Origin of the sequence: Nonomuraea sp. NPDC005692, from assembly GCF_040631115.1 — a bacterium.
Taxonomy (GTDB): Bacteria; Actinomycetota; Actinomycetes; order Streptosporangiales; family Streptosporangiaceae; genus Nonomuraea.
This window is the reverse complement of sequence record NZ_JBEXYU010000016.1, coordinates 76,956-91,422: the sequence shown is the minus strand read 5'-3', so window position 1 is coordinate 91,422 and position 14,467 is coordinate 76,956. Positions and strand designations below refer to the sequence as shown.

General features: G+C 74.0%; 14 protein-coding genes. 8 read left to right on the top strand and 6 right to left on the bottom strand.

Features of this window, described 5'->3' with window-relative positions:
• Window positions 1-37 precede the first annotated feature (37 nt).
• The 4 genes from ABZ459_RS29280 (at window position 38) to ABZ459_RS29265 (ending at window position 6,145) form a co-directional block, all read left to right on the top strand.
• The gene (locus ABZ459_RS29280) at window positions 38-982 is read left to right on the top strand and encodes a TIGR01777 family oxidoreductase (protein ID WP_357976814.1); all 945 of its coding nucleotides are present in this window, start codon (window positions 38-40) and stop codon (window positions 980-982) included.
• Between the two features lie 67 nt (window positions 983-1,049).
• The gene (locus ABZ459_RS29275) at window positions 1,050-1,574 is read left to right on the top strand and encodes a type II toxin-antitoxin system prevent-host-death family antitoxin (RefSeq protein ID WP_357976811.1); all 525 of its coding nucleotides are present in this window, start codon (window positions 1,050-1,052) and stop codon (window positions 1,572-1,574) included.
• 88 nt (window positions 1,575-1,662) lie between these two features.
• Window positions 1,663-1,965, top strand: a complete 303-nt coding sequence (locus tag ABZ459_RS29270; protein ID WP_357976808.1) for a hypothetical protein — start codon at window positions 1,663-1,665, stop codon at window positions 1,963-1,965.
• A gap of 163 nt (window positions 1,966-2,128) precedes the next feature.
• A complete protein-coding gene (locus ABZ459_RS29265) occupies window positions 2,129-6,145 on the top strand; it encodes a hypothetical protein (RefSeq protein WP_357976805.1) in 4,017 nt (1,338 codons plus the stop codon).
• Between the two features lie 7 nt (window positions 6,146-6,152).
• On the opposite strand, the gene ABZ459_RS29260 is transcribed toward ABZ459_RS29265, so the two are convergent.
• Together ABZ459_RS29260 and ABZ459_RS29255 are read right to left on the bottom strand one after the other, a co-directional pair.
• Window positions 6,153-7,343: an alpha/beta hydrolase gene (locus ABZ459_RS29260; RefSeq protein ID WP_357976802.1), complete on the bottom strand. Its 1,191-nt coding sequence runs from the start codon at window positions 7,341-7,343 to the stop codon at window positions 6,153-6,155.
• 10 nt (window positions 7,344-7,353) lie between these two features.
• A complete protein-coding gene (locus ABZ459_RS29255; RefSeq protein ID WP_357976799.1) occupies window positions 7,354-7,644 on the bottom strand; it encodes a hypothetical protein in 291 nt (96 codons plus the stop codon).
• A gap of 111 nt (window positions 7,645-7,755) precedes the next feature.
• Here ABZ459_RS29255 and ABZ459_RS29250 point away from each other — a divergent pair, with 111 nt between their 5' ends.
• Window positions 7,756-8,733 carry an alpha/beta fold hydrolase gene (locus ABZ459_RS29250; RefSeq protein WP_357976796.1) on the top strand — a complete coding sequence of 326 codons (978 nt, stop codon included), beginning with the start codon at window positions 7,756-7,758 and terminating at the stop codon, window positions 8,731-8,733.
• A 52-nt stretch (window positions 8,734-8,785) separates the two neighbouring features.
• On the opposite strand, the gene ABZ459_RS29245 is transcribed toward ABZ459_RS29250, so the two are convergent.
• Both ABZ459_RS29245 and ABZ459_RS29240 read right to left on the bottom strand, forming a co-directional pair.
• Window positions 8,786-9,073 (bottom strand): iron-sulfur cluster biosynthesis family protein, encoded by a 288-nt coding sequence (locus ABZ459_RS29245; RefSeq protein ID WP_352327979.1) that lies wholly within the window; start codon window positions 9,071-9,073, stop codon window positions 8,786-8,788.
• Window positions 9,074-9,183: 110 nt separating this feature from the next.
• The gene (locus tag ABZ459_RS29240) at window positions 9,184-9,633 is read right to left on the bottom strand and encodes a pyridoxamine 5'-phosphate oxidase family protein (protein ID WP_357976792.1); all 450 of its coding nucleotides are present in this window, start codon (window positions 9,631-9,633) and stop codon (window positions 9,184-9,186) included.
• Between the two features lie 181 nt (window positions 9,634-9,814).
• Here ABZ459_RS29240 and ABZ459_RS29235 point away from each other — a divergent pair, with 181 nt between their 5' ends.
• The 3 genes from ABZ459_RS29235 (at window position 9,815) to ABZ459_RS29225 (ending at window position 12,020) form a co-directional block, all read left to right on the top strand.
• Entirely contained in the window at window positions 9,815-10,360 is a 546-nt protein-coding gene (locus ABZ459_RS29235; protein WP_357976789.1) for a DUF4142 domain-containing protein, read from the top strand.
• 14 nt (window positions 10,361-10,374) lie between these two features.
• Window positions 10,375-11,010 (top strand): hypothetical protein, encoded by a 636-nt coding sequence (locus tag ABZ459_RS29230; RefSeq protein ID WP_357976786.1) that lies wholly within the window; start codon window positions 10,375-10,377, stop codon window positions 11,008-11,010.
• 104 nt (window positions 11,011-11,114) lie between these two features.
• A complete protein-coding gene (locus ABZ459_RS29225) occupies window positions 11,115-12,020 on the top strand; it encodes a PRC and DUF2382 domain-containing protein (RefSeq protein ID WP_357976783.1) in 906 nt (301 codons plus the stop codon).
• Window positions 12,021-12,097: 77 nt separating this feature from the next.
• Here ABZ459_RS29225 and ABZ459_RS29220 read toward each other — a convergent pair whose 3' ends face one another.
• Window positions 12,098-13,414: a flavin-dependent oxidoreductase gene (locus ABZ459_RS29220; protein ID WP_357976780.1), complete on the bottom strand. Its 1,317-nt coding sequence runs from the start codon at window positions 13,412-13,414 to the stop codon at window positions 12,098-12,100.
• On the bottom strand, window positions 13,411-14,379 hold the full coding sequence (locus ABZ459_RS29215) for an ABC transporter substrate-binding protein (RefSeq protein WP_357976777.1): 969 nt from the start codon (window positions 14,377-14,379) through the stop codon (window positions 13,411-13,413). The genes ABZ459_RS29220 and ABZ459_RS29215 overlap by 4 nt, the downstream gene beginning before the upstream one ends.
• Window positions 14,380-14,467: the final 88 nt, after the last annotated feature.

Below are 14,467 nucleotides of genomic sequence, written 5' to 3'. Positions count from 1 at the left end.
CTGAACGCGTTCAAAAGACGGGAGTAGGGTCGGCAAGGTGAAGACGGTGATTCCCGGAGGAACCGGGCAGGTCGGCGAGCTTCTCCGCCGGGCGCTGACCGCCGCCGGCCACGAGGTCGTGGTGCTGACCCGCAGGCCGTCCCGCAAGGGCGAGGTCGCCTGGGACGGCGAGACCCTGGGCGCGTGGGCGCGGGAGATCGACGGCAGCGACCTCGTGGTCAACCTGGCCGGGCGGAGCGTGAACTGCCGTTACACCCCCGCCAACCTGCGGGCCATGATGGACTCGCGGGTGCGCTCCACCCGGGTCGTGGGACGGGCGATCGCCGCCGCCGCACGTCCTCCCCGGGTCTGGCTGCAGATGAGCACCGCCACCGTCTACGCCCACCGCTTCGACGCGCCCAACGACGAGGCGACCGGCCTGATCGGCGGTGCGGAGCCCGGCGTCCCGGGCTACTGGCGCTACAGCGTCGAGATCGCCAAGGCGTGGGAGCGGGAGCAGGAGCGGGCCGGGACCCCGCACACGCGCAAGGTCGCCCTGCGCACCGCCATGGTGATGAGCCCCGACCGTGGCGGCGTCTTCGACGTGCTGCTGCGCATGACCCGGCTCGGCCTCGGCGGGCCGCTGGCGGGCGGCGCCCAGTACGTGTCCTGGATCCACGACCGCGACCTCGTCCGCGCGGTCGAGTTCCTGGCGGGGCGGGAAGACCTCGCCGGACCGGTCAACCTGGCCGCGCCCGGTCCGCTGCCGCAGGCCGCGTTCATGCGCACGCTGAGGTCCGCCTGGGGCGTGCCGGTGGGCCTGCCCGCGACGCGGTGGATGGCCGAGCTCGGCGCGTACGCGCTGCGGTCCGACACCGAGCTGCTGCTCAAGAGCCGCCGGGTCGTCCCGGGCCGGCTGCTGGAGGCGGGTTTCGACTTCGAGTACCCGCAGTGGCGGCAGGCCGCCGAGGACCTCGTCCGGAGGGTGCGTCGCGGGAGGTGAGCGCGCCGCACGCGGCGGCGGGCGAGAATCCTTGCGCGAATATCGTAAGGTGCCTTACGGTTTTCTCATGATCAATTACAGCGAGATGGAGGACAGGCTGGGCGTGCCCATCGGGGTCGAGGAGGCACGGTCCCGCTGGGGGGCGCTGGTGGGCGCGGCGGGCGAGGGGCAGATCACGCTGATCACGCGGGAGCGCTGGGAGTGGGCCGCTCTGGTGCCGCTGTCCAAGGTTCCGGGGATGCTGACCGGGTTGCCCGTGGTGTCGTTGTCCACGGCCAAGGCGAAGCTGGGGGAGCTCGTCCGGCAGGTCTCGGAGCCGTACGACGACAGCCCCGTGCTGCTGGCCCGGCACCGGACGCCGGTCGCCGCGCTGATCGCGGCCACCCGCCTGCTCGGGCCCGGGTCCGGTGAGCGGGCCGCGCCGCCGGGGACGCCCGACGTGGAGACGCTGCTGCGTGACGGCTGCACGGTCACCCTGAGCCGCCATCCGACCGGGTCCGGCGTGATCGCCGTGGCGCGTGACGGCGACGGCGGCGAGGTGGCCGTCGGCGTCGGCGACACCGCGGAACAGGCCCTACGCACACTGGGCTGAACATCCCCCACCCCGGGCGCCGACTCCGATCCCCACCCTCGGGGTCGGCGGCGGGCTGTTCATCACGGCCGACACCACCGCGATCACGATGGACGCGCCGCAGGACCGGCTCGGTGTGGTCGACGGTGTACGGCTCATGCTGGTCAACGTCTCGACCGTGATCAGCGCCGCCATGTCGCCGGCCATCGTCGCCGCGTCCGTCCCGGCCGCCGAGCGGCGCCTGGTGTACGCCGCCGGCCCCGCCCGGCTGTCCGGCGTGGCCGGTGTGCCGGGGGACGGTTGCGAACGCGTCGGCGGGGGCGAGGGGTGTGGGCGGAAACTGAAGTTCCATGTTGCGCCGCGTTTGACGATTAGTGAGGAAATATGGTCATCTCGTGACCATTGTTTCTGATGGGATGAGTTAGACGGGTTCGGGGGAACGCTTCATGCCGCACGCCCTTCTGCGCGTGCTCGCTTCGACGTCCATCGCAGCCACCGCACTGGTAGGTCCGCCCGTCGCCGCCTCCGGTCACGCCGCGACTGCGCGAGTCGTCCAGGCGTCGACGGGTGGTCAGGTGACGGCGAAGGCGGTGCCCGCGGTTCCGGAGCCGCCGCCTGCCGTGGTGCGGGTCCCGTCGGGGCCGTCGCCCGCCGTACGGCCGATGGGGAAGGGGCCGGTGGGGCCGGAACGGCCGGAGATCACCACGCCCGCCGGGACGGGCCTCGCCGACGCCATCGCCGCCCAGGCCGCTCGGCGGCAGGAACGGCAGGGGCTCGGGCGGCGGGCCCCCGACCCCGCCGCCCTCCTCCCCGACACGACCGGCGCCGCCCCGCTGACCCTCCTGTCCCCGCCCCGGGCGGTCACCAGGGCCCTGGACGCCCTTCGCCTGGACATCCACCCCCCGATCCGCCCCCAGGGAGGCCGCGCGGCCGTTTCGCCGAGAGGGCCGGTGGGTGATGCGGCCGGTGGGGCTCTGCCGAGGAGGCGAGGGGTGATGTACCGGTTGTGCGTGGTGGGGGTGGAGCGGGCGGTGGCGTGTTCGGCGCGCAGGCCCGTCGCCCTGCCGGTCGCCGCGGACGTCACCGGCGACGGCCTCCCCGACCTGGCGGCCGACCTGGTGCCCGCCGCGAACCCCGGGAACGGGGGCATCGGGCTCGGGTTCGCCGTCAGGAGCCTGTCCGGGAAGAGGATCAGGGCACTGGTCTGGGCCGAGTACGACGGCAGGGTGACCGTCGGGTTCGACGGCCTGCGCGGCGGCGCGTCGCTGTCGGTGCTCGACCGCGGGACGTTCACCATCGACCCGGACGGCCGGACGGTCAGGGCGAGCGTCACCCGCAAGGACCCGGGACCGTCCGCCGTCACCCTGGTGGGGCTGACCGGACGCACGGCGGTGAGCCTGCGCCAGACCCCCGCCACCGAACGGCTCACCGTCGAGGCCACCCTCGGCTCACCCACCCCGGCCGCCATCACCTCCCCGGCGGTCGAGCTGGACGTCACCGCCTCCCGGTCCGCCAGGCTGGACGCGGTCGCCGTCTCCCCGGGCCGCTACACGCAGGCCGTACTGGACCGCATGCCCACCCGCGCCCAGGTGCGCCTGGCGGGCGGACGGATGCGCTTCACCGCCCCCGCCCCGATCGCCCGCGCCGAGCTGCACAGCCACCTCTACCGCGACGGCCGCCTGGCCACGGCGGCGAGCGCCGAGCTGCGCGAGGTGCCCCGCTCCTTCACCGCCGCCCACGTCTCGTCCGGCGGCAGGCAGAGCCTGACCGTCGAGTCGTCCGGGCCCGCGCGGACGGGCTCGGCCAAGGTGCTCTACTACGACCGGGCCGCGTCCAGGACCGTGCTGCGGGCCGAGCTGAGCGGTCTGCCGGCCCGGGTCCGGATGGAGAACGACCCGGCCGCGCACCGCGTCACGCAGACGGCCAGTTCGCCGATCGGCCGGTTCGCCGCGGTCCTGCAACGCGGCGGCGGCGCGATCTCCAGCCCCGCCGGCGGCCACGTCACCCTGATCAGGAACGGCGCCGCCACCGGCGTCTCGGCGCTGCTGTCCGGCGTGTCGAAAGTCGACGTCACGTACGGGAGCGCGCCGCACGCCCACCTGGAGGCCAGAGCGAGCGGCAGGTCCTTCGTGGCCGCGGCCGGCCTCGACGGGAGGCGCCTGGCACGCCTCGAGATCTCCAACACGCCCGCCGAGGCCGACCTCACCCTCGACCCGGCCGCCGGGACGGCCGTCTACCGGGCCGGCGGCGTGATCGACCGGGTCCGGGCGGCCTACGCCGACGTCCGGAGCGGGCCGACGATCGACGGCACGGTCCGCGGGGTGCGCGGGGACGTCAGGACCGCCTGGACGCTGGGCGCGCGCTCGTCGGTCGCGGCCACCACGTCCGGCCGGCTCCGCGGCCTGCGCCTCTACGCGGCCAGGTCGTACGTCACCACCCTCGACGGCGCCCCAGCCGGGGACGACGTGCGGGTGGCGGTGGACGGGGTGCCGAAACGGGCCGAACTGGCCGCCGACACCGCGGCCGGGACCCTCGCCTGGACCGCGAGCGCCCCCGTGGCCAAGGTGTCGGCGCTGGCCCGGATCAGGACGGCCGGCCGGGTGCTCAGGGCCGCCGCCGACGTGACCGGCGTCCCGGCCCGCTTCGAGGCCGCCTGGAAGGGCGGCGGCTACCGCTTCCGCGGGCTGTCCGGCCCGGTGGGGTCGGCGGCCCTCGCCGTCGCCAACCACGACGGCGCCACGTCCCCCGACGGCCCGCACCTGGCCGCCCACTACGACCGGGCCGGCGGCGACCTGGACGCCAGCGTGCTGGTCAGGGGCCTGTCGCGGGTCGAGCTCAGCCCGTCCGGCCAGGGCTTCCTGGCCCGGTTCCGCGCCGCCCGGCAGCGGCTGGCCGTGGACGCCGACATCGTCCTGGGGGACGTGCGCTTCGGCGTCCTCGGCAGGGTGGGGCCGGTGCCGGGCGACCTGAGCGTCGCCGCCACGCCCGAGGGCAGGCTCACCTACTCCGGCTCCCGGCTCGGCGTGACCGCCCGCGCCTGGCTCGGCAGGACCGCCGCGCTGGCCCGCATGCGTCCCGCGCCCGCCGTCGAGGGCGGCCTCTCGCTGGTGGACGGCGGCTGCCCGGCCGGGGGCTGCGGGCAGGGCCCGTTCTGCACGGCACGACGCGGCTGCTACGGCCTGCAGGGCTACCTCGACGTCACCGGCCTGCCCAGCCAGGTGACGATCGACCCGGCGGGCGGCACGTTCGCCTTCTCCGGGTTCGCGCCCAGGCGCCGGACCCTCGCCCTCCACCTGGCCAGCAGCGTGCTCGCGCCGGTCCCGGTCAAGGCGCGGGCCACGCTGACCCGGCTGCCGCCGAGGATCACCCGGATGTCACTGGGCCCGCTGGACGCCGGGCACGTCGCCTACCGCGTCGAGCCGCCGGCCACGCTGGGCGCGCTCGACGTGCGGGCCGAGGCGGGCGGGCTGCGCGGCCACGTCGCCCTCGACCCGGTGCCCGCCGCCGTGGACGTGCAAGGCACGTACGGGGCCAGGACCCGCATCCGGGTACGGAACTCCGCGCCGGTCGAACGCCTGACCGCCGAGGTCACCCTGCCCGGCCGGGGCAGCGGCGGGCTGCGCCTGACCGACGTCCCGGCGGTGCTCGGCATGGACGCCGACGCCTCGGCCGCCGGGCTGAGCGTCCCCACGCTCACCTACCGGGGCGGCGCGAGCACCCTGGACGGCCGGCTGGCCGTGGACGGCCGCCTGGTGGACCCGTCCGGGCGGCTCGGCGGCGTCTCGCTCGCGGTCGAGGACCTGGCCGCCGACACGACGATCCGGCTCAACCCCGACCAGTCGCTCGACCTGGTCTCGAAACCGGGGCCGACGGGCCGGATCGCGGTGGGCGCCGGGTTGCGCGTGGGCCCGGTCCAGCGGCAGCGGATCGCGGTGTCCAAGGAGGTCCCGTACACCTCGGGGTTCCTCACCTACCAGGTCGGCGGGGACTTCGCGTTCGGCGCGAGCGCCGTGCGGGAGGTGTCGCTGGCGGTCCGGCGCGTGTCCTGGTTGCGGGTACGGCCGGGACGGATCCCGTTCGGGCTCAAGGCCCCGCCCGCGGCCGGGTTCCTCGCGCCCGGCTTCGAGGGCGCCTACGACCGCCTCCATCTGGCCGCCAAGGGCGTGGACCTGCGGCCGGACGTCTCCCTGCGGGTCGGCCTGAGCAGGAGGATCGGCGCGGACGCCTTCACCGGCTCCCTGCGGCTCACCAAGGCCACCTCGCTGGCCCTGCGCCGCTACGACCAGCGCATGCGCCGCATCGGCGCCCGCCAGGAGATCGCCGCCGCCGGGATCGGGCTCGCCTGCCTCACCGTGGACGCCAAACCCGGCTTCGCCTCCGGCGGAAGGGGCGGCTCGATCACCCTGCGCGGCTCCGACGGCCCGCAGATGGTGTCCTTCCTCGACCCCGGTGGGCAGGCCCCCGACTACGCGGTGGACCTGCTGACCCACTTCATGTCGCCGTTCCCGGACGCGGGCTGGAAGGTGGCGGCGGCCACGGCCGGCTCCTGCGCCCGCCCCGGCCGCCCGGAGTCCCGGACACAGGACCGCTGATCCGGGGTCACCACGGGCCCCGGTAGCCGGGCGGCGGGGTGGCGCCCTCGTACGGGGGCACCGCCCGGCCCGCCAGGAACGCCCGCAGCGTCGCCAGGTACGCCCCCCGCCCCTCGGCGTAGACGAGCCCGGCACCGGGGATCGCCTTCCGGACGTCGGTGGCCGCCGACCAGCTCTCCCCGTCGCACGGCCCCTTGACCACCAGCACGGGCGCCGCCACCCGGGCCAGCCCCTCCCGCATCCCAGGCGGCGACGGCCGATCCACCAGCCCCGCATACCCACCCGAACCGTCCAACTGGGTCAGGGGCGGCTTCTCGGCGGGACGGCCCTTCGCGCACACGGCGGCGCCGACGGCTCGGGCGTCGAGTTCGGCGTCGCCGGCGAAGGCGTGCGCCGCCGCCGGTTCGACCCGCAGCAGCGTGTGGACCGCCAGCATCCTGGGGCTGGGCGGGCCGTCGTCCAGGAGCGTCGCGGCACGGGCGCGGTCGAGATCGGCGGGGGAGGCGAGCACCGCCCTGGCCACCCCGTCCGGATGGGCGGACAGGTAGGCCGCCGCGAGCCGGGCGCCCTCGCCGCGCGCGACCAGGTTCAGGCGGCGGGCGCCGATCGCCTGGCGCACCTGCTCCAGGTCCGCCACGTCGCGCCCCAGCCCGTACGCGGCCGGGTCCGGCAGCCGCGCCGAACGTCCCGCGCCCACCCGGTCGTAGACGTACACCTCGTGCCCGTCGGCGGCCAGCCGCCGGTAGAACGCCGGATCGCCGGCCAGGTCCGCCAGGCCGGCCCCGCCGGACAGGAACACCACCGGCTCCGTACGGGTCACCCGCTTCGGCGCGACCCGTACGTACGCCAGCCGCGAGCCCGTCGGCAGCCGCCACTCGCGCTGCCCGGCCACCGGCGACGGGGCCGCGGCCGGCACCGGCGGCGGGGTCAGCGTCGCGTCCGCGACCCGCCAGACCACCGCCACCTCCACGGCCAGGATCAGCGCCGCCCGTAACCACCGCCCCCACGTCGCGCCCGGCCGCGGCACGCACAGCAGCAGCCCGAGATAGAGCACCGAGGCGAACACCGCGAGCCCGGTCACCGTGAACACCCCGGGCCGCGCGCCCACCATCGCCGTCCCGGCCAGCGCGGCCAGCCCGGCCACGGGCGACAGCGCGAGCACCGCGGCGCCCGCCACCATCCCGGCGAAAGACCTCACAAAGGGGACGCTAGCCCCCGACGGGGGAGGGAAGCGAGCGGCCCAGGCGGATGCGCAGGCGGTCGCCGGTGCGCAGCGTCTCGCGCACGGTCCACACCCGCTCGTCGATGACGGTGCCGTTCGTGGTCATGTATCCGCCGACCCTGAGCACCGGACGTCCTGAGGCGTCGCCGAGGAGCTGGGCCCGCGACTCGGAGTCGTCGGCGAACAGCACGAGGAAGTCCGCGGCGTGCGCGGGGGCCTCCAGCACCAGGCCGGGATAGAGATGGGAGGAGGGAACCTCGATCACGTATTCGGTCACGCGATCACCACTACCCCGCACGCGCGCTTTCAGCTTCCGCCGACGGCGGATAGCGCTTACCTGGGCTGATGAGGTGAAATATCAGGGTTGCCTACAGCTTGGAGCCCCCGCATGTCCTTGTTCGACCTCCCGATCGAGCAACTGCGCGCCTACCTCCCCGACCGCGACGAGCCCGCCGACTTCGACGACTTCTGGTCCCGTACGCTGGCCGAGGCCGAGGCGTTCGACCCGGCCGCCGAGTTCGTGCCCTACGACCTGCCGCTGAGCGGCGTCGACGTCTACGACGTGTCGTTCGCCGGGTGGGGCGGCCACCGGATCCGCGGCTGGTTCATCCTGCCGCGCGGAGTGCGGGAGCCGGTGCCGTGTGTGATGCACTACATCGGTTACGGCGGCGGGCGCGGGTTCCCGAAGGACCACCTGTTGTGGCCCGCGGCCGGGTACGCGGTGTTCGTGATGGAGACCCGGGGGCACGGCGGCGCGAGCCCCACCAGCCCCGGCGCGACCGGCGACCCGCACGGCAGCGCCGACGTCCAGGCGCCCGGCATGATGACGCGCGGCATCCTCGATCCCGAGGACTACTACTACCGGCGGGTGTTCACCGACGCGGCCAGGGCGGTCGACGTGGCCGCGGCCCACCCGGCGGTGGACGCCGAGCGCATCGTGGTCTCGGGCGGCAGCCAGGGCGGCGCGATCGCGCAGGCCACGGCGGCGTTGCGCCCGTCGGTGCGGGCCGCGCTGGTGGACGTGCCGTTCCTGACGCACTTCCGGCGGGCGGTGGAGATCACCGACAGGGACCCGTACCAGGAGCTGGTGCGCTTCCTGGCCTCCCGCCGGGAAGGCGCCGACCAGGTGTTCCGCACGCTGTCGTACTTCGACGGCGTCAACTTCGCCGCCCGCGGCCGGGTGCCCGTGCTGTACTCGGTCGCGCTCATGGACTACGTCTGCCCGCCCTCCACGGTCTTCGCCGCCTACAACCACTGGCAGGGGCCGAAGGAGATCACCGTCTGGCCCTGGAACGGGCACGAGGGCGGGTCGGGCTACCAGACCGAGGAGCAGATCCGCTACCTGCACAAGCTCCTGGCCGGCTGACCCGGGTGCGGGGCCGCCGTACCGGCGTGATCACCGGTACGGCGGCTGCCCGTCACACCGCCTGCGGGGTCACCATGAACGACACGCTCCCCTGCGCGTCGGCCCCGGCGTCGAGGGACTTGTCGTCCAGCACGGTCGCGGCCACGGGATCGAGGTAGACCCGCGCGCCCTCGGTCTCGACCACCTCGTCGGCCGGCTCAGGGGCCGTGGCCAGGGAGAGGGTGAGCGAGTTCGCGCCCTCGCCCTGCGACGAGATGCGGATCCCGCCCTGGGCGGGTTCCGGCGCGGACGCGGTCAGGTCGCGGATGGCCTGGGCTGCGTTGGCTGTCAGGGTGAGCACTACGGCTCCTCCAAACGGTCGACGTACAGAAGTTGCCTGCCATTCCCCCCAAGCCGGAGCCCAACCCTTCTCGGCGTTTTCTTTACCGGGAATTCCTGCCCGGGGTCGGGTCAGACGGTCCACTTCCCGTCGAGCATGAGGTCGCGCCCCGCGAGTTCGTTCACCTCGCGCCACGCCTGCACCAGCACCGGCGTGATCCAGAAGTACGTGTACGGCCCACGCGACACCCGCGGGTCGAACCCGGTCTTCACCGCGAACGCGTCGCCGATGTCGTCCGGGATCGTGGTGGCCGGCTGCGCGGTCACGGTGCCGTGGATGAGGACGACGTCCCTGGTCAGGCCCAGGCCGAGCCGCACGGTGCCGCTGTCGAGCAGGTTGCGGGCGGTGGGCGTGGCGTCGGCGGTGGAGAGCAGGAGCCGGTGCCCGTCCCACAGGAACGACAGCGGCGTCATGTACGGGCCGCCGTCGCCCGCCGTGGCCACCCAGGCGTCTACGTCGTGTTCGAGCCGGTCGAGCGTGTCCTGCTTGCGCTGCTCCGGTGATCGGGCCGGTGGCGTCATCCTTCTCCTCGCGCTCTCGGCGGTCGCGTCGACCGCGTCACGTCCGTCAACATGATGACGGACCCCGGCGGCGGCCCGCGACATCCGGCCAGGGGTGCGACGCGGCGCGCCTGAGGAGGAAGTCGCGAGCGCGTGGTTACTCTCTGTGTCGGAGAAGTGTCACCATGTCATAGGAAACCTCATGCGTACTCGTCTGACCATGCTGCTGGCCGCCGCGGCCGTCGTCGCCCTGTCGGGGTGCGGCGACAACGCCACCACCAACACCGCGGGGCTGGCGCCGCGGACCGACGCTCAGCCGTCCGAGCAGGACAGGGCCTGGATGGCCACCATCCACCAGGGGAACCTGGCCGAGATCGAGGCGGGCCGCCTGGCCGAGAAGAAGGGCGCCACCGACCAGGTCAAGTCGATCGGCCGGATGCTCGTCGACGACCACTCCCAGTTCGACAAGAAGGTGACCGAGACCGCGAGCCAGCTCGCCATCCAGCTTCCCGCCGCGCCGACCTCCGCGCAGACCGCCATGGCCAAGCGCCTCCAGGACGCCAAGGGCAAGGAGTTCGACAAGGAGTTCGTCGTCGGCATGGTCAAGGCCCACAAGACGGCGATCGAGGCCACCAAGGAGGAGATCTCCAAGGGCTCCTCGCCGGCGGTGGTGGCTCTGGCCAAGTCCGCGTCCCCGACGCTGCAGGAGCACCTCAAGGCGCTGAAGAAGGCGCAGGAAGACTACTGACGAGGGCGTCCGCGATGCCCGACCGTGCGGGCGTGCCGGCCGCGCTCGCCTCCATCGCCCGCGCCGCGGCGCGCGCGCTGGCCGGGCTCCGGCACGGCCGCGCGCTGCACCGGCGCGGCCTGCTCCTGGCGGGCACGCTGACGGTCGAGGCGGCGCCGCTGGGGGAGCCGGGCGAGCACGAGGTGCGGGCCCGGCTGTCCAAGGGGCTGTCCCTGCCTGGACGGCTGCCCGACGTGCTGGGGCTGGCCGTGCGCCTGCCCAACGGGGTCGACCTGCTGCTGTCCACCGGCGTGGGCGCCCTGCCGGTGCCGCGCCGCACCTTCGCGTCGGGGCCGTACTCCAGCCTCACGGCGTACGTGTACGGAACGGGTCTGTACCGGCTGGTCGCCCGGCCCGAGGGGGAGCGCGTGCCCGCCGATCCCGCGCTGCTGCCCGGCGCGCTGGCCCGCGGCCCGCTGCTGTTCCACCTGTGGGCGGGCGGTCGCTACCTGGCCCGCCTGCGCCTGCACACCGCGCTGCCCGGCGAGGACCTGACCTTCGACCCCGTGCTCAACAGCGCCCCCTGCCTGCGTCCGGCCGGATGGACGACGCGGCTGCGGCGGGCCGCCTACGAGGGCTCCCGGGAGGGCCGCGGCGTGCCTCCGCCGTAGGCCGGTTATGGCAAAGACTGGCCGACCCGTGTGTGCAAATGCGACTCTCTGGGGTATTTGTCCTTTTTGAACCAGGACGAACAATCGGGGGGATCGTCGTGGCTATGCAAACAGAGATCCGGAGCCTGCTCGAGTGCCATGTGATCGGGTCGGACGGACAGTCGATCGGCAAGGTGGGCCAGGTCTACCTCAGTGACCGCACCGGCGAGCCGGAGTGGGTGACCGTGCGCACGGGGTTCTTCGGCATGAAGCAGACCTTCGTGCCGCTGGCCAACGCCCGGCGTTCCGGGGACGAGATCAGGGTCCCCTTCGACAAGGAGATGATCAAGGGCGCGCCCAACATCGACGTGGACGGCCGCCTGTCGCTGGAGGAGGAGGCCGAGCTCTACCGGTACTACGGGATGCAGCCGTCCACCATCCCGTCCCAGCGCTCGCCCGCCGCGGGGGAGCGGCAGGCCCAGCGGGCCGCCGGAGAGCCGCGGACGGCCGAGGAACGCGGCAGGCGCCCGGGCATGACCGGCCAGCCGCCGACCGGCCAGCCGGGTGCGATGGGCCAGCCGGGGCAGCCGGGCCGGATGCGCGGCAGGGACGTGGGCGACCGCGACATCGACATGACCACGTCCGAGGAGCAGCTGCGCATCGGCAAGGAGAGCCGCGAGAGCGGCCACGTCCGGCTGCGCAAGTACGTCGAGACCGAGAACGTTCAGGAGAGGGTGCCGCTCGCGCACGAGGAGGTCGTGATCGAGCGCGAGCCCATCAGGGACGGCGAGCCCGGCACGTACGAGATCGGCGAGGACGAGCAGCAGATCACCCTGCACGAGGAGCGGCCGGTGATCGGCAAGGAGACCAGGCCGGTCGAGCACATCCGCGTGCACAAGGAGCGCGTCGAGCACGAGGAGACCGTCGAGGGCCAGGTCAGGAGGGAACGCCTGGAGGTCGACGAGGACGGCGACGCGCGCGAGCACACCCGCAACCGCAACCGCGGGGACGACCTCCCGCCGAAGCGGTAGGAGGCCGCGCCCGGTCCCGCGCGGGGGCGCCCACGCGCCCCCGCCTCACCACACCCACCTCCAGGACGCGACACCGGTCAGGGCGCGCCCTCGGCCTGCCCGGCGTTCAGTGGAACCGACTCCTGACCGGCGTTCAGGGGAACAGGCCCTTGACCGGCGTTCAGGGGAACAGGCCCCTGGCCGGTGCCCGGGGGGACCGACCAGCTGGGGCGGGCGTTCAGGGTGGCCGGCTCGAAGCCCGCGAGCTGCTTGTAGTGCAGCGCGATCTTCTCCAGCGTGTCCCGGGGGATGACCTCCTCGATGTCGGCGAACCCGTCAGGGGCGCGTTCGTGCGCCAGCCGCAGGACGACCTCGGGCCCGTCCTCCCGGTTGGCCAGCACGATCCGGTTCGTGACCGGCCGCCGCCGGCTCTCGTAGAACTCCAGGCCCTGGCCGGTGGCCAGCGCGTGGGCCAGCACGCGGGCGTCGACGACGGCCTGCGTGCCGCCGTTGGACCCGGTCGGGTACATCGGGTGCGCGGCGTCGCCCATCAGCGTCACCGTCCCCGACGACCAGTACGGCAGCGGGTCCCGGTCCACCAGCGGGTACTCGTACGCCTTGTCGGCCGAGGCGATGAGGCCGGGGATGTCGAGGGCGTCGGAGCGCACGTCGGCCACGTGGTGCAGGAACTTGCCGACCTCCACCTCCCGGTTCCAGTCGCCCCGGGGGACGGTCTCGGGGGCCCGGTGCTGGATGGCCCAGTTGACGAGCTGCGTGCCGTCGGGGTCGGGCGGCGCGATCGGATAGATGACGATCTTCTGGGCGCCGTCGCCCGCCATGATCATGGATCGGCCGGTCAGGAACGGCCGGACGCGCGACGTGCCGCGCCACAGCACGTGACCGCCCCACAGCGGCTCTCCCTCCTCGGGGAACAGCGCGGCCCTGACGCCGGAGCGGATGCCGTCGGCGCCGACGAGCAGGTCGGCGTCGTGGTCGAGCCCGGTGACGGGGGAGCCGGTCACCACGGCGTCCGGGCCGAGCCGCTCGCGTACCGCGTCGAGGAGCATGACCTGCAGCCGGCCGCGGTGGATCGAGTACTGGGGCCAGGCGTGGCCCGCGGCCCGGCCGCGCGGCTCGGTCCAGATGTGCTGCCCGCGCCGGGTGACGAAGGTCAGGTCGGCCGTCTCGACGCCGATGCGGGCCAGACGGTCGCCCAGGCCGAGCTCGATGAGCTCGCGCACGGCGTGCGGCAGCAGGTTGATGCCCACGCCGAGCGGCCGGATGTCCTTGACGGCCTCGCGCACGGTCACGTCCGTGATGCCGGCCGCGTGCAGGCTGAGGGCGGCGGTGAGCCCGGCGATGCCCGCCCCGGCGATGACCACCCGCCGCGGGCGTCGTCCCGCGAGGCCCGTCATGAGGAGCCGCCGGGAAGGAGCAGGGTGGAGACGTCGAACGGCGCCTCCAGGTAGCCGTTGCCCTTGAACTCCAGCATGAGGTCGGCCACGCGCTGCAACCTGGCCTTGTCGACGCTGGTGGAGTAGCCGCCCAGCGCCATCAGGTCGGCGGTCGCCTTGTCGATCTTCGTGTACTTGAGCAGCGCGGCCTTGGCCTGGGCCGGGTCGGCGATCGCCAGGTCCACCGCCTTGCGCAGGCCGCGCTGGAAGGCGGCCACCGTGCGCGGATTGTCGGCCGCGAAGCGCTCGGTGGTCAGGTAGCCCGCCATCGGGAAGTCGGCGGTCGCGCCGGTGAACAGGTCCGACAGGCTGCGGGCGCCGCTGGTGGCGGCCGCGGTCTGCCAGAACGGCTCGGGCAGCACGGCGGCGTCCACGTCGCCGTTGGCCAGGGCGCCGGCCATCTGCGGGAAGGGCCGTTCGACGAAGGTGATGTCGGCGGGCGCCACGCCGGCGGGCTTGAGCAGCGCGCTCACGGCCAGGGTGGCGACGTTGCCGAGGGTGTTGACGCCGACCTTCCTGCCCTTGAGGTCGGCCAGCTTCGTGACGGGCGAGTCCTTCCGCGTCATGAGGACGAAGTTGCCGGGCTTGGCCGCGTAGGCGTCGCCCACGACCTTCAAGCGGCCCACGCCACGCGAGGCGGCCAGCATCGCCGAGACGTAGTTGCTGTGCAGGACGTCGAGCTTGCCGCTGATCAGGTCGGGCATCGCGGCGGCCCCGCCCTGGATCACGACGGGCTTGACGGTCAGCCCCTCCGCCGCGAAGAAGCCCTTGTCGATGCCGATCTGGACGGGGGCGACCTCGGGAAGGGCCAGCATGCCGAGGTTCAGCACGGCCTTCTCCGGCCCGCCGGACGACGGCCGTGGATCCGCCCCGCCGCACCCGGTCACCGCCAGGGCGAGGGCGACCGCCGCGAGTAACAGACGCATGAACGCTCCCAAAGAGTTGAGTTCGTGAACAAAGCGTGCCGGGGAAAAGGAACAGCCGTCCGGCAATCTTCTTCATTCCCGGGCGGCT

Coding starts and splice junctions, on each gene's coding strand:
- ABZ459_RS29275 (WP_357976811.1), top strand. CDS start 1,050: ATGATCAATTACAGCGAGATGGAGGACAGGCTGGGCGTGCCCATCGGG.
- ABZ459_RS29270 (WP_357976808.1), top strand. CDS start 1,663: ATGGACGCGCCGCAGGACCGGCTCGGTGTGGTCGACGGTGTACGGCTC.
- ABZ459_RS29250 (WP_357976796.1), top strand. CDS start 7,756: ATGTCCTTGTTCGACCTCCCGATCGAGCAACTGCGCGCCTACCTCCCC.
- ABZ459_RS29240 (WP_357976792.1), bottom strand. CDS start 9,633: ATGACGCCACCGGCCCGATCACCGGAGCAGCGCAAGCAGGACACGCTC.
- ABZ459_RS29235 (WP_357976789.1), top strand. CDS start 9,815: ATGCGTACTCGTCTGACCATGCTGCTGGCCGCCGCGGCCGTCGTCGCC.
- ABZ459_RS29230 (WP_357976786.1), top strand. CDS start 10,375: ATGCCCGACCGTGCGGGCGTGCCGGCCGCGCTCGCCTCCATCGCCCGC.
- ABZ459_RS29225 (WP_357976783.1), top strand. CDS start 11,115: ATGCAAACAGAGATCCGGAGCCTGCTCGAGTGCCATGTGATCGGGTCG.
- ABZ459_RS29220 (WP_357976780.1), bottom strand. CDS start 13,414: ATGACGGGCCTCGCGGGACGACGCCCGCGGCGGGTGGTCATCGCCGGG.
- ABZ459_RS29215 (WP_357976777.1), bottom strand. CDS start 14,379: ATGCGTCTGTTACTCGCGGCGGTCGCCCTCGCCCTGGCGGTGACCGGG.